Source organism: Methylobacterium ajmalii (assembly GCF_036448855.1).
Lineage (GTDB): Bacteria > Pseudomonadota > Alphaproteobacteria > Rhizobiales > Beijerinckiaceae > Methylobacterium > Methylobacterium ajmalii.
Map to the genome: position 1 here is coordinate 43,880 of NZ_JAZFXT010000025.1, position 13,267 is coordinate 57,146.

At 74.0% G+C, this 13,267-nt stretch carries 13 protein-coding genes; 8 read left to right on the plus strand and 5 right to left on the minus strand.

Features of this window, described 5'->3' with window-relative positions; all coding sequences use genetic code 11:
* Positions 1 to 102: 102 nt before the first annotated feature.
* Both V3T34_RS11365 and V3T34_RS11370 read right to left on the minus strand, forming a co-directional pair.
* A complete protein-coding gene (locus tag V3T34_RS11365; RefSeq protein WP_060847580.1) occupies positions 103 to 609 on the minus strand; it encodes a hypothetical protein in 507 nt (168 codons plus the stop codon).
* Positions 610 to 623: 14 nt separating this feature from the next.
* Positions 624 to 2,102, minus strand: a complete 1,479-nt coding sequence (locus tag V3T34_RS11370; protein WP_091887983.1) for an AMP nucleosidase — start codon at positions 2,100 to 2,102, stop codon at positions 624 to 626.
* 96 nt (positions 2,103 to 2,198) lie between these two features.
* Between V3T34_RS11370 and tsaA the strand changes: the two genes are divergently transcribed.
* Positions 2,199 to 2,768, plus strand: coding sequence for a tRNA (N6-threonylcarbamoyladenosine(37)-N6)-methyltransferase TrmO (gene tsaA / locus V3T34_RS11375; protein WP_305077874.1), 570 nt, complete (start codon positions 2,199 to 2,201; stop codon positions 2,766 to 2,768).
* Here the strand turns inward: tsaA and V3T34_RS11380 are convergent.
* The 3 genes from V3T34_RS11380 to V3T34_RS11390 all read right to left on the minus strand — a co-directional run bounded on the left by V3T34_RS11380 (position 2,734) and on the right by V3T34_RS11390 (position 6,937).
* On the minus strand, positions 2,734 to 3,912 hold the full coding sequence (locus V3T34_RS11380) for a GNAT family N-acetyltransferase (RefSeq protein ID WP_407942694.1): 1,179 nt from the start codon (positions 3,910 to 3,912) through the stop codon (positions 2,734 to 2,736). The two genes, tsaA and V3T34_RS11380, sit on opposite strands and share 35 nt — an antisense overlap.
* The gene (locus V3T34_RS11385; protein ID WP_060847579.1) at positions 3,909 to 5,219 is read right to left on the minus strand and encodes a lipopolysaccharide biosynthesis protein; all 1,311 of its coding nucleotides are present in this window, start codon (positions 5,217 to 5,219) and stop codon (positions 3,909 to 3,911) included. Before V3T34_RS11385 ends, V3T34_RS11380 begins: the two co-directional genes overlap by 4 nt.
* Before the next feature lie 92 nt (positions 5,220 to 5,311).
* The gene (locus V3T34_RS11390) at positions 5,312 to 6,937 is read right to left on the minus strand and encodes a tannase/feruloyl esterase family alpha/beta hydrolase (protein ID WP_331369167.1); all 1,626 of its coding nucleotides are present in this window, start codon (positions 6,935 to 6,937) and stop codon (positions 5,312 to 5,314) included.
* 280 nt (positions 6,938 to 7,217) lie between these two features.
* Here V3T34_RS11390 and V3T34_RS11395 point away from each other — a divergent pair, with 280 nt between their 5' ends.
* From V3T34_RS11395 to V3T34_RS11425, 7 genes are all read left to right on the plus strand, one after another.
* A complete protein-coding gene (locus tag V3T34_RS11395; RefSeq protein ID WP_305077872.1) occupies positions 7,218 to 7,805 on the plus strand; it encodes a DUF3237 domain-containing protein in 588 nt (195 codons plus the stop codon).
* A 70-nt stretch (positions 7,806 to 7,875) separates the two neighbouring features.
* The gene (locus V3T34_RS11400; RefSeq protein WP_331369168.1) at positions 7,876 to 8,415 is read left to right on the plus strand and encodes a Uma2 family endonuclease; all 540 of its coding nucleotides are present in this window, start codon (positions 7,876 to 7,878) and stop codon (positions 8,413 to 8,415) included.
* A gap of 180 nt (positions 8,416 to 8,595) precedes the next feature.
* Positions 8,596 to 9,939: an ABC transporter substrate-binding protein gene (locus V3T34_RS11405; RefSeq protein ID WP_305077870.1), complete on the plus strand. Its 1,344-nt coding sequence runs from the start codon at positions 8,596 to 8,598 to the stop codon at positions 9,937 to 9,939.
* Positions 9,940 to 9,953: 14 nt separating this feature from the next.
* Positions 9,954 to 10,886 (plus strand): branched-chain amino acid ABC transporter permease, encoded by a 933-nt coding sequence (locus V3T34_RS11410; RefSeq protein WP_305077868.1) that lies wholly within the window; start codon positions 9,954 to 9,956, stop codon positions 10,884 to 10,886.
* 31 nt (positions 10,887 to 10,917) lie between these two features.
* Positions 10,918 to 11,850, plus strand: coding sequence for a branched-chain amino acid ABC transporter permease (locus V3T34_RS11415; protein WP_305077867.1), 933 nt, complete (start codon positions 10,918 to 10,920; stop codon positions 11,848 to 11,850).
* A complete protein-coding gene (locus tag V3T34_RS11420) occupies positions 11,847 to 12,617 on the plus strand; it encodes an ABC transporter ATP-binding protein (protein ID WP_305077866.1) in 771 nt (256 codons plus the stop codon). Before V3T34_RS11415 ends, V3T34_RS11420 begins: the two co-directional genes overlap by 4 nt.
* Entirely contained in the window at positions 12,604 to 13,260 is a 657-nt protein-coding gene (locus V3T34_RS11425; RefSeq protein ID WP_305077865.1) for an ABC transporter ATP-binding protein, read from the plus strand. Before V3T34_RS11420 ends, V3T34_RS11425 begins: the two co-directional genes overlap by 14 nt.
* Positions 13,261 to 13,267 lie beyond the last annotated feature (7 nt).

Sequence of the window (13,267 nt, forward strand, 5' to 3'; positions counted from 1 at the left end):
GTGGACGATCTGTCCGGGAAAGTCATCGATCGACTGGACGATCCCGGTCTGCGCCGCGCCGGAACGGCCTCCGTGGACTTGCGCGCGGCGCGCGGAATCTTGTCAGGGCCGGTCGAGCCGCAGCCGCGTGACCGCGCAGCCCCGCCCGACGATCTCGGCCGGGCCGAGATCGGGAAACAGCTCGGCGTAGCGGCGCACCAGGGCCGCCGCGAGGGCGTCGGCATCCCGGATCGTCGGCAGCGAGATCGCGAACAGCGGCGCCGGCACCTCGGCCACCGGCACGCCCTGGCGCACCGCGACGCACAGGCCGGTGCGGAACCGGGTCGGGTCGAGGACCGGCAGCTCCTCCGGCCCGCCGGGCCGGCGCCGCCCGGGCCGGACGATCGGCACCAGCGCGTAACGGGTGCCGGCCCGGTTGATCGTGCGCTCGAGGTTGAAGTGGACGAGGTCCCGGCCGACCGCCGCGAGCGCGGCGAAATCCGCCTCGTGCAGGCGGATCAGCGCCTCGGCCCCGAGGGAGGCGGCGAGGTCGGCCACCGCGACGACGCGGGTCGCGTCGCCCTCCGCCACGGCGACGTGGCGGCTGTTCGAGATCGGCAGGGCGGCCATGCGGCGGGTCACCGTTACCGGAACGGCGGCTCGTCGAAGCTGCGCAGCTTGCGCGAGTGCAGGCCGTGCCGGTTGCGCCGCAGGGCGTCGAGGGTGGCGAGCCCGATCAGCAGGTGCTCGCCCACCGCCCGCTCGTAGAAGGCGTTGGCGGCGCCCGGCAGCTTGATCTCGCCGTGCAGCGGCTTGTCGGAGACGCAGAGCAGCGTGCCGTAGGGCACCCGCAGGCGGTAGCCCTGCGCCGCGATGGTGCCGCTCTCCATGTCGACGCCGATCGCCCGCGATAGGTTGATCCGCCGCCGCTCCTGCGACCAGCGCAGCTCCCAGTTGCGGTCGTCGTAGGTGACGACGGTGCCGGTGCGCAGGCGCTGCTTCAGGGCCTCGGCCCGCTCGCCGGTGACGCTGGCGGCGGCCTCCTGGAGCGCGACCTGGACCTCGGCGAGCGCCGGGATCGGCACGTCGGGCGGCACCAGCTCGTCGAGGATCCGGTCGCGGCGCAGGTAGCCGTGGGCCAGCACGTAGTCGCCGATGGTCTGCGACTGGCGCAGGCCCCCGCAATGGCCGACCATCAGCCAGCAATGCGGCCGCAGCACCGCGAGATGGTCGGTGATGGTCTTCGCGTTCGACGGCCCGACGCCGATGTTGACGAGGCTGGTGCCCTGCCCGTCCCGGGCGACGAGGTGGTAGGCCGGCATCTGGAACCGGTGCCAGGGCGAGGCGGCGATGAGCGCGTCGGCCTCGATGCCCGCCGCCTCCCCGGCCTCGACCGAGACGCCGCCGGGCAGGACCAGGCGGGCGTAGCGCTCCGGCTCGGCGACGAGCGCCTTGAGGCCGACGCGCACGAACTGGTCGACGTAGCGGTGGTAGTTGGTGAGCAGGATCCAGGGCTGGATCTGGCGCCAGTCGGCCCCGGTATAGTGCACGAGGCGGCGCAGCGAGTAATCGACCCGCGGCCCGTCGAACAGGGCGAGCGGGCGCGCCTCGTCGTCGGTGTCGAGCCACAGCCCGTCGGCGATCTCGTCGCCGACGCTCGACAGCATCGGGGTCGGGAAGTGGCGTGCGAGGTCGCTCGACGTGACGCCGCGGGCGAGCTCCGCCCCGGGCTCGACGACGTAGGGGTACGGGATCTCCTGGGCGCTCAGGCCCACCTCGATCGTGGCGCCGTAATCCTGCACCAGCGGGCGCAGCTGCTCGAGCAGGTAGGCGCGGAAATGCCCGGGCTGGGTCAGGGTGGTGGAGAAGACGCCCGGGCCCTGGAACTTCGCGGTGGCGCGGGTGATCCGCGGCATCGGTCCGGTCGGCCGGTAGGTCAGGCGCAGCTCGGGATAGCGGAAGGTCAGCCGCTCTGCCGAGTCGGGCGGCACGCCCTCGGCGAGGAAGCGGTTCAGCGCGTCCCGCAGGCTCCCGGTGGCGGCGGTGTGCAGGCTCGCCAAGCGATCGACCGCCGTCTCGGGGTCGGCCACCGTCTCCATCGGTCTCAGCTCGTCGGCGAACACGCGATCGGTCTCCCTGATGCCCTGCGCGCCAGCCTATACCGGGTGCCGCGCCGGGGCGACCCGGATCCCGCGGGTTTCGAGGAGCGAGGTGACGCGATGAGCGCAGCGGAGACGGAATTCGGCCCGCGCCCGGGCGAGGAGACGGTCGACCTGCCGGCGGCCTACGATGCCGGGCTGTACTTCGTCGGCCGGGTGCGCACGCCCTGGACCGCGCGCGCCGACTGCCCGCGCAACTCGGCCCAGTCGGACGCGGTCTGCACCCTGGAGGTCGACCCGCGTTTCGCCCCCGCCCTGCGGGAGCTGTCCGGCACCACCCACCTGATCGTGCTCTACTGGATGGACCGGGCGCCCCGGAACCTCGTGGCGCAGCAGCCCCGCCACGCCCCGGCGCCCCGCGGCACCTTCGCGCTGCGCTCGCCGGCCCGGCCGAACCCGATCGCCGTCTCGGTGGTGGACCTTCTCGGGATCGAGGGCGCCTCGTTGCGGGTGCGCGGGCTCGACTGCCTCGACGGCACGCCGCTCCTCGACATCAAGCCCTACTTCGCCTCGACCGATGCGAGGCCCCAGGCCCGCGTCGGCTGGCGCGAGACCGACGCGGTCCCCGGGACCGACGCAGCCCGCGAGGCCGAGCTCAGCGCCGGCGCAGGCGGGCGAGCCGCGCCTTGAGCCAGGCCTTGGCGGCGTGCTGCCGTCTCGCCCGGTCTACGAGCAGCGAAGGTGCGGGACCGCCCGGGGGCGAGAGCATCGTCTCGGCGATGCGGGTCCGCTCGGGGTAGAGGTCGTCCAGCACCGCGCTCGCGAGCGTCGCGGAATCGAGCCGGTCGGCGAAGCGGGTCTCGTGCAGGGCCCGGACGATCTCGGCCTCCAGGACCACGCCGGGAGCGAGCTGGCGCAGGTCCTCGTCGTAGGTGGTCTTGAGCAGCATGGCGGTGCCGCCGCAGACGAGGGCGAGGCTTGCCGCGACCACCCGCCCGTCGAGGCGCAGGAGGTCGGCGCGCGCCGTCACCGGCCCGTCGCCGGCGCGAAAGACGTCGCGGGCAAAGCCCGCGGTCTGCGGCCGGCAGGCGAGCGCGGTACCCGCCCGCCCCTTCCAGCCGCGCTTCTCCAGGGCGAGGAATTCCGCCACCGCGCCCGCGAGGTCGCCGTCCGGCCCGACTACCTCGACCGTGAGCAGCCCCGCCTCCTCCAGCCGGCGGCGCCGCCGGCGCAGGTCCTTGAGCCGGCCCTTGTGCGGGTGGCCCTTCAGGAAGGCGTCGTGGCTGGCGCGCCGGTCGAGGACCGGGCGGTCGAAGCCGGACACCTCCGCCCGGCTCCAGCCGTCGCGGGCGAGCGCCGCGAGGAGGGCCGGCCCCGCCCCGTCCCCGGTGGGAAGGAGCGGCCACCACCACGGGCAGCCGAGGCCGCGCATTCCGGCCGCGAGCGCGGCGAGCGCCGGCGCGCCGTCGGGGCCGGCGACCACCAGCGGCGCCGTCACGGTGAGGTACGGGGATGCGAAGGGCCGCGCGACCCGGCCCCACCCGAGGGGCCCGCGCCCGATCCGGTAGGGCAGCAAGGCCGCGAGATGCGGGCCGCGCCGGACCGCCAGGCAGGGCAGGTCCCCGGGCGCCAGGCCGTGGTCGCGATGCGCCTCCATCGCCCGCCGGGAATAGTCGGGCGTCGGCCGGTCGGCGCCGGCCACCAGGGCGTCCCAGGCGGCGGGATCGCGGGAGAGGGCGGCGAGCGTCGTGACCGTGCAGGTCATCGCCGCTGCGGTCGTCGCCGTCTCTGTCGTCGTCTCGGGCGTCGGCAGGGGGATCACGGGCGCGTTCATCGGACGAAGGCCGGGGTGAGGAGGCCGAGGCGGCGATGGGCCAGGAGCGCCAGCGCGGCGCCGCGCCCCGCGGTGACGAGGCTCGCGGCCAGCGCCGCGCCGGTGAGCCCGAGGAGCGGCACCAGCGCCAGGGTGAGGAGAACCGCCACCGCGAGGAGCCCGACGGTCACCGCCGCGCAGGCGCGCTCGCCGCCCAGCATGGTCAGCAGATCCTCCGCCGGCCCGCAGGCGGCGGCGAGCCCGTGGCCGGCCACCAGCATGGCGAGCAGCGGCAGGGCGGCGCGGAACTCGGGCCCGAACAGGCCGAGCAGCAACGGCCCCGCCCCGACCACGCCGAGCCCGGTCGCGACCGTCGCCAGCAGCGTCAGCCGCGACCAGCGCCGCACCAGGGCCTCGAGCCCGGGCCGGTCGCCCCGGGCTTGCGCTTCCGCGAAGCGCTGCGCGGTGACCGAGGAGGCGGCGTACTGGACGAAGACCACGAATTGCAGCAGCCGCGTCGCCGCGAAATAGGCGCCGACCTCCGCCGGCGGCAGCAGGAAGCCGAGCACCAGCACGTCGACGAAGTTGAAGCCGGAGCCGGCGAGATCGATCAGCGCCATCGGCAGCGCGGCGCGCAGCCACTCGCCGCGCGGGTAGAGCGCCCGGCCAGGCCGCCGCTCGACCCACAGGCGCCGCGCTAGGATCCCGGCCTGGATCGCCAGCGACAGGGCGGTGGCGGCGAGCGTGCAGGCGACGGCGATCCCGGCCTCCGCCGGCGCGCCGAACCCGACCGCCGCCAGCATCAAGGCCATGATCAGGCCCTGGCGCAGGAGGTAGGGCGGCGCGACCGCGAGCAGCGTCCAGCTGCGGCCCCGCGCCACGCCCTCGCAGAAATCCTGCAGCGCGAAGAGCGGCAGCACGAGCGCGGCGATGAGCGCCGGGGCCCGATAGGCGTCCCCGACGAGGCCGGGCCGGAGCCAGAGCGCGCCGGCGCCCGCGGCCGCCAGGATCGCGGCGGCGGCGAGCGAGAAGACGGCGCCGAAGACGAGGAAGCCCCGCTCCGGCCCGGCGGCGCCTTGCGCCCGGTAGGTCGGCAGGAAGCGGCAGGCGGCCTGGGACAGGCCCCAGGTCGAGGCATGGCCGAGCAGGGCCGTCCAGACCCAGATCGTGGCGAAGATCCCGTATTCCTCGCCGCCCATCAGCCGGGCCATCAGCACCTGGGCCACGAAGGCGCAGCCCGCGGCGGCGATCCGCACGCCGAACACCGCGAGCGCGGTGCCGGCACTGCCGCCGGCCTCCGCCTCGCCGAGAGATGCCCCGGCCGCCATTCCGCCGCTCCGAACCGCGCCGCGCGAGGTTCCTGCGTAACGGGCCGGGCTTGCGGGCGGGTTAAGCCCGCCGCGCGAAACCTCCGGGTTCGTCAGGGTGCCCGGCAGGCGAAGCTCTCGCCGCGGTCGGGCTCGCCGCCCTGGTAGCGGGCCTCCTGCGGGAACGGGCAGAGCGGGCGCGTGCGGCCCGGGAAGGCCGTGCCGCGGGCGATGAGCCGGTCGGGGGCCTCGCCCCGTTCGACCCAGGATTCGATCGCGCTCAGGGGATCGAAGTCGTCCAGCGCCGGCCCGCCGCCGCAATGGGTCATGCCCGGCACCAGGAAGAGCCGCGCCGAGGCCGACAGGTCCTGCGCGCCGCCGTTGTGGCGGGTGAGCTCCTGCCAGTGATCGACGAGGTCGCGGGCGGAGAAGACCGGGTCGGCTACGCCCTGGTAGACGAGGAGCCGCCCGCCGCGGGCCGTGAAGGTCGACAGGAAGGTGCCGGTCGGGTCGTTGAGGGCTGCGGTCTCGGCGATGCGCGGGATGTCGCGGTCGAAGTCGAAGCGCAGCGCGTCGAAGCCCGGATCGGGCGGGGTGAGGAAGTAGTTCGCGATCGCGGCCGGCCCGAGCGTCACGTTGCGGGCGTTCGCCGTCCCGGTCCGCGAGGTGCCGAGCTTCCAGGCTCGCCAGCCCGGCGCCGCGATCCCCGGGTCCCAGGCCCAGGAGGCGTAGACCGGGCGGCCCTGCCCGTCCCGGGCGCCCTCGAAGGCGCGGCGCAGGGCCTCGACCTGCGCGGGCTTCAGGCAGGTCGCGGTCTTCTCCCCCGGGCAGGCGAGGCTTCCCGGATCGAAGCGGCAGGCGGAGACCGCCTCGACCGACCCGTCGGCGAGGCCGTCGGCGGCGTCGCAGGCCTTGAGCACCGCGTCGGCCACGAGGGTCAGGTCGGCGGGGCTCAACGCCTCGGCGAGGATCGGGCGGCCCTCCGGGTCCTTTGGAGCGGCGTCGAGGAAGCTCCTCGTGTCCCAGATCTGGCCGAGGGCGGCCCGGCTCAGGCGGAAGGCCGGGGCACCGGCGACGATGCCGTCGAAGGCGGTGGGAAATCGCGTCGCCGCCATCAGGGCCGAGCGGCCGCCGTTGGAGCAGCCCATGAAGTAGGCCTTGGCCGGGGGCCGGCCGTAGCGGGCCGCGACCAGCGCCTTGGCCTCCCGCGTCACGGTGCCGACCGCCCCGTAGGCGAAGTCGATCCGGGCCTGCTGGTCGAGGCCGAAGGCGGCGTCGGCGTTGTCGCGGCCGCGATGGCCGGAATCGGTCGAGACCACGGCGTAGCCCCGCAGCAGGGCCGGCGCCGCCGTCGCCCCCGAGACCGGGATCGCGCCCAAAGCCTCGCCGACCACCCCGTCGAGCCCGCCGCCGCCCTGGAACAGGAAGCGGCCGTTCCACGCCTCCGGCAGGCGCAGCTGGAAGCCGGTGCCGTAGGGCACGCCCCCGACGCCGGTGCGCGGGTCGATCGTGCCCTCGACGAGGCAATGGGCCGGGAGCGCCGCCTTCGCCCGCGCGGCCCCGGTGAGCGCGGCACGGGCCGGGTTGTCGGCCGGCAGGGTGCCGGCGGGCACCGCCTCGGCCCGGTCGATGCGCAGGTCCGGACGGGCGAGCCCGGCGAGGTCGCCGCAGGCGAGCGGCCCGGCGAGCGCCTGCCCGGAGAAGACCATGGTGGAGAGGACCATGGCGGAGAGAACCATGGCGGAGAGAACCAGGGCGGAGCCGAGGAACGGCCGGCGCGGTTGCGCTCTCCGCTTGACGTAACGTCCCATCGGCACCCCCCTGCCCCGGAGATCCGCCGGGCCGTCGCGTGTCCGGCCCGGCTCCGCGTCCGCCACTCGGCCCGGACCGGTGGAGCCCGTCAAGCGCGGCCGTGGCGATTCGTCGTTCGGAACCCTGCGGCAGGAGGCCTGCCCCATTGTCGCCGATTGCCGGCCGGGCGCATGATCGTCGGAGACGAGAACCAGGGAGAGAATCGCCATGCCGGACCGTGCCGCGCCGCACCCCGACCGCCGGGCCCTGCTCGTCTCCGGTGCCGCACTCTCCGGTGCCGCCTTGGCGGGTCTCGGCCTCTCGGGACCGGCCGCGGCCGCGGAGGCGCCCGCCCCTCCTGCCGGCCCCCTCTCCGACCTGCCGCTCGTGGCGCCGCGCACGGAATTCGTCTACGAGGCCGTGGTCGAGATCGCCCCGCTGGTCTCCCTCGGCGACTCCCCGCTCGGCGAGCGCAGCATCGTGCCGATCACCGGCGGGCGCTTCCAGGGGCCGCGGATCCGCGGCACGGTGCTGTCCGGCGGCGCCGACCGGCAGCTCGTGCGCAAGGACGGCGTCCGGCGCCTCGACGCCCTCTACGAGATGCAGGCCGAGGACGGGGCGATCCTGACCGTCCGCAACCAGGTCCTGATCGATCCCGGCCGCGACGGCGCGCCGGACTACCGGTTCTCGACCATCGAAATGACGGCGCCCGAGGGGCCGCATGCCTGGCTCAACCGGCTGGTGCTCGTCGGCACCCTGCACAGCCTGCGCCCGGCCCGGGCCGCCGTGCTGGTCCGGGCGTTCCGGCTGGCGTGAGACGTGGTATCCTCGCCGGGGATGTACGGGAGCGCCCGCCATGCGCGCCGCCGAGACGCGTGACCCTCCGATGAGCCTCGACGGCTTCCTGGCCTTCCTCGCCGAGCGGCCGGCCGGGGAGCGCTGGGAGCTGGCCGACGGGGTGCCGCTGATGAACGCCCAGCCGACGCGGCGGCACGACTGGATCCAGACCAACATCCTTGAGAGCCTGCGGCAGCACAGGCGTCGTCACGGCAGCCCCTGGCGCCCGTCCGGCCCGAGCCAGGTGCCGGTGCCGGGCGGGGCCCGCACCGTGGCGCCCGATATCCTCGTCGCTCCCGACGACGGCCGACACGACCTCTGCGTGACGCCCTCACCGCTCGTCGTGTTCGAGGTCCTCTCCCCCAGCGACACGCCGCGGCGCCAGGCCTCGAAGCTCGCCGCCTCCGCCGCCGTGACCTCGATTCGGTGCGTCGTGCTGGTGCGCCAGGACTGGCGCGCGGTGACGGTGCATCGCCGAAGCCCGGCGGGCGGCTTGTCGCCCGCCGCCTGTACCGAGTCGGTCGACTTGCCGGAGATCGGCGTCACGCTGACGCTCGCAGCGATCTACGACGACAACCCGCTCCCCTGACGGCGGCCCGCTGCCGCCGCGGGCGAGGGCGCCGCCCACTCCCATATCTCGAACCTCTCGCTCGTGGGCGAACAAGCTATTGGACAGGAGGTCACCGCGCCCCCATGATCCCGCCCGCGGCCAGGCCCCCGACGCCAGTTCCAGAGGGGCCGGCCCGCGCACGAAGTCAGGGAGGAAGGCATGGCCGGGACGGGTCGTGACGGGATCGTCACGCGGCGCGAGGCGCTGATCGGGGCGGGCGCCGTGGCGGGAAGCTTGATGCTGCCGGGCGCGGGAGCCTGGGCGCAAGGCGCGGCGAAGCCCGCCGAGCTGAAGGTCGGCATCGCCACCTACCTGTCGGGCCCGGCCAGTGTCTTCGGCGTGCCCGGCCGCCAGACCGCCGAGATGCTGTTCGACGAGATCAACGCCGCCGGCGGCATCGCCGGCGTGAAGGTGCGGCCGATCTTCGTCGACGAGGGTCCGGGCGTCGACCACGTCGTCGGCGAGTATCGCCGCCTCGTCCAGTCGGAGGGCGTGCACCTGATCTTCGCGGCGATCTCGTCGGCCGACTGCATCGCCTGCGCGCCGCTCGCCGACGAGCTGAAGCGCCCGACGCTGCTGTGGGATTGCGGCACCCAGCGCATCTTCGAGGACAATCGCTACTCTTACGCCTTCCGCACCCAGGCCAACGCGACGCCGGAGATCCTAGCGGCGCTGCTCTACCTCCTGAAGGTCAAACCCGACTTCAAGTCGATCGCGGTGATCAACCAGGACTACGCCTGGGGCCGCGATTCCTGGGACATCTTCCGCACCGCGATGAACACCCTGAAGCCCGGGGTGAAGGTCTCGGCCGAGCTGTTTCCGCGCTTCGGCGCCACCGACTTCTCGACCGAGATCACCCGCGTGCTGGCGCTGCGGCCCGACGTGGTGCTGTCGACCTCCTGGGGCGGCGACCTCGACGCGCTGATCCGCCAGGCCTCGGACCGCAAGCTGTTCGAGCGCGCGACCTTCGTGATGCCGCTCGCCGAATCCTCGCTCCAGCGGGTCGGCAAGGCGCTGCCGGCCGGCCACATCGTCGGCGCGCGCGGCGACCACTGGTTCCTGCACCCCTCCCCGACCGATCCGGAGCGGCTGAAGCGCTTCAGCGAATCCTACCGCGCCAAGTACAATGCCTGGCCGATCTATCCGTGCTTCCACATGGCCCAGGCCGTCTCGGCGATGAAGGCCGGCATCGAGAAGGCGGTGGCGGCGAAGGGCGGCGGCTGGCCGACCGATGCGGAGCTCGCCGCCGCCTTCAAGGGCCTCGAATTCCCCTCGCCCACCGCCAGCGTGCGCATCCGCGAGGACGGCCAGGGCCTCGAGAACCAGCTCATCGGCACGACGCTGCACTCGGACAAGTATCCGTTCCCGGTGCTCACCGACATGATCGTCTTCCCGGCCGAATCCGTGACGACGCCGGTCGGCCAGAAGAGCGCCGACTGGCTCAAGACGCTGACCCCCGACATCGTGGCCAAGCTCCCGCAGGCGCAGGCCTTCAAGAGCTGATGGCTTGGCTATCGATGGCTTGGCTCTCCGATAACGGGATCCTCGTCGGGCTGGCCCTGCTCGACGGGCTGTCCTACGCCGCCGCCGTCTTCATGGTGGCGGTGGGGCTGAACCTGGTGTTCGGCGTGCTGCGGGTGCTCAACGTGGCGCATGGCAGCCTCTACGCCATCGGCGGCTACGCGGCGGCGTCGATCGGGCTGTTCGCGGCCTCGCTCGGCGCACCGCCCTGGCTCGGCCTGCCGATCCTGCTCGCGGCGGCCGTGCTGGTCGGCGTCGTGCTCGGGCCGCTGATCGAACGGCTGCTGTTGCGCCGGATGCAGGACCGCGAGCCGGTGCTGCAGCTCCTCGTCACCTTCGCGCTGTTCATGATCCTGGAGGACCTGCAGAAGCTGGTCTGGGGCGTGCAGCCGGTGGTGTTCGACGCGCCGCTGAAGTGGCTCGGCACCGTCGACGTGCCGTTCGGCCAGGACGTCATCCCGTTCACCGCCTATCAGCTCTACGTGCTGCCGGGCGTCGCCCTCGCGACGCTCGCCATCCTGGCCTATGTGCTGCGCTACACGCTCACCGGCCGGATGGTCGTGGCGGTCACGGTCGACCGCGAGGCGGCCCGGGCCATGGGGATCGACGCCGCCAAGGTGACGATGCTCACCTTCACGGTCGGCGCAGCGCTCGCGGCCTTGGGGGGCGCGCTCGCGGCGCCTACCGTCTCGCTGGTGCCGGGGGTGGGCGCCTCGACCATCGTCCTCTCCTTCGCGGTGGTGGCGACCGCCGGCCTCGGCCAGATCGAGGGCGCGGCGGTGGCGGCCCTGCTGATCGGCCTCGGCCGGTCCTTCGCGGTCTACGTCGCGCCCGAATTCGAGGTGGTGGTGCCCTACGCCATCATGGTGGCGGTGCTGCTGTTCCGGCCCCAAGGCCTGTTCGGCGTGGCGGAGACCCGGCGGATATGACCTGCATCCTCTCGTTCGGAGGCGCCGCGCGATGACCCGCCGCTCCGAGACCCTGCTGGCCTTCGTCGGCGCCGTCCTGATCCTCGTCCTCGCCTACGCGGTGCCGTGGCTGCGCTTCGTGCTCACCATCGCGCTCGCCAAGGGGCTCGCCGTGCTCGGCATCCTGCTGCTGCTGCGGGCCGGCCAGGTCAGCTTCGGCCACGCGCTCTACCTCGCGCTCGCCGCCTACACGGTGGCGTTCGGCGCCGTCGTGGTGCCGGAGGCCCTGCTGCTGCTTCCCGCCGCGGCCCTGCTCGCCGGGATCGTCGGCCTGCTGATCGGCCTGTTCGTGGTGCGCTACCGCGAGATCTTCTTCGGCATGCTGAATCTCGCGCTCAGCATGGTGTTCTACTCGGTGCTGGAGAAGTTCTACGCGCTCACCCACGGCGCCGACGGCATCCGGCTCCCGCCCGTCACGTTCCTCGGCCGGCCGCTCGCGGGGGAAGCCGGCGAATGGACGGTGCTGGGCATGGCGCTGGTGCTCGCCCTCGCCTGCGGCGCACTCGTGCGGGTGGCGCTCGCCTCGCCGCTCGGGGAAGCGCTCGCCGGCATCAAGACCCGCGAGACCCGGCTCGACTTCATGGGCGTGTCGCCGAAGCGCGTGCTGCTCGCCGCCTACGTCGCCTCGGCCGTGATGGCGGGGTTTGCCGGCGCGATCATCGCGCTCACCACCCGGCACGTCACCCCGGCGCTCAGCTACTGGACCACGTCCGGAGAGCTCGTCTTCATCGCGATCCTCGGCGGAGCCGGCAGCGTGCTGGGGCCGTTCCTGGGGGCGGCCGCCTACGAGCTGACCCGGGTCTATGCCGCGGCCACCTTCGCCAATGCCTGGCAGCTGGTGCTCGGCCTCGTGCTGCTCGCCGTCATCGTGTTCGCGCCGGGCGGGCTGTGGGGGATGATCACGAGCCGCCGGAGGCCCGCATGACCGCGCTGCTCCAGGCCCGCGACCTGCGCCTCGCCTTCGGCGGGCTCAAGGCCGCGGACGGGATCGACCTCGACGTCGAGGCCGGCGAGTTCCTGGCGATCATCGGCCCGAACGGCGCCGGCAAGACCACCTTCATCAACATGACGACCGGCTACTTGAAGCCCCAAGGCGGCTCGATCGCCTTCGAGGGCAAGCCGATCCTCGGCCTGTCGCCGCGGCGCATCGTCGGGCTCGGGGTCGCGCGCAGCTTCCAGCTGCCGCAGCTCTTCACCGAGCACACGGTGCTGCAGAACGTGGCGCTCGCGGTCGCTGCCCGCGAGGGCGTGTGGTCGGTGCTCACCCCGCTCTTGCGCCCGCGCTTTCGCGACGAGGCGGCGGAGCTGATCGCGCGCTTCGGCCTCACCCGCATCGCCGACGTGCGGGCCGACGCCCTCAACGAGGGCGCACGCAAGCTCGTCGACATCGCCATGGCGGTGGCGCTCCGCCCCCGCCTCCTGCTGATGGACGAGCCGACGAGCGGCGTCGCCGCGGCGGAGAAGATGGCGATCGTCGAGACCCTGGTGCGGGTCCTGCGCGAGGCGGGCGTGACGGCGGTGTTCGTGGAGCACGACATGGAGGTGGTCGGGCGCTTCGCCGACCGGGTGGCGGTGTGGGGTCAGGGGAAGATCGCGGCGCTCGGGCCCCCGTCCCGGATCCTCAACGATCCGGAGGTGCAGCGTACGGTGATCGGCATCGCGCCGAACGGAGGCGCCCATGCTGCGGCTTGAGGGAGCGGCGGTCGCGATCGCCGGCGCGCCGGTGCTGCGCGGCGTCTCGCTCGCCGTGCCGCCGGGCGGCCGCGTGGCGCTGATCGGCCGCAACGGTGCCGGCAAGACCACGACGCTCCGCGCCCTGATGGGGTTCCTGCCCCTCCAGGCCGGCCGGCTCGTCCTCGACGGGCGGGAGGCCGGCACCGTGCCGGCCCATCACCGCGCGCGGCTCGGCATCGGCTACGCGCCGGAGGAGCGCAAGCTCTTCGGCAGCTTCACGGTGCAGGACAACCTGCTCCTGCCGGCCCAGGTGCTCGGGCTGCCCAAGGCGGAGGTCTCGCGCCGACTGGATTCCGTCTACGCGCTACTGCCCGAGCTCAAGGACTTCGCGCCCCGCAAGGCGGCGGGCCTGTCGGGCGGCCAGGGCAAGATGGTGGCGCTCGGCCGCGCCCTCATGGTCGGCACGAGGGCGGTCCTTCTCGACGAGCCGTTCCAGGGCCTCGCCCCGGCGCTGGCGCTCCGCTACGCCGAGGCGCTGGCCCGCCTGCGCGCCGCCCTCCCCGACGTCGCGATCCTCATCACCGAGAGCAGCCCCGACCTGCTGCGGGCGCTCGTCGACACCACCGTCCAGATCGAGCGCGGCGAGATCTCGGCCGCGTGACGCAAGG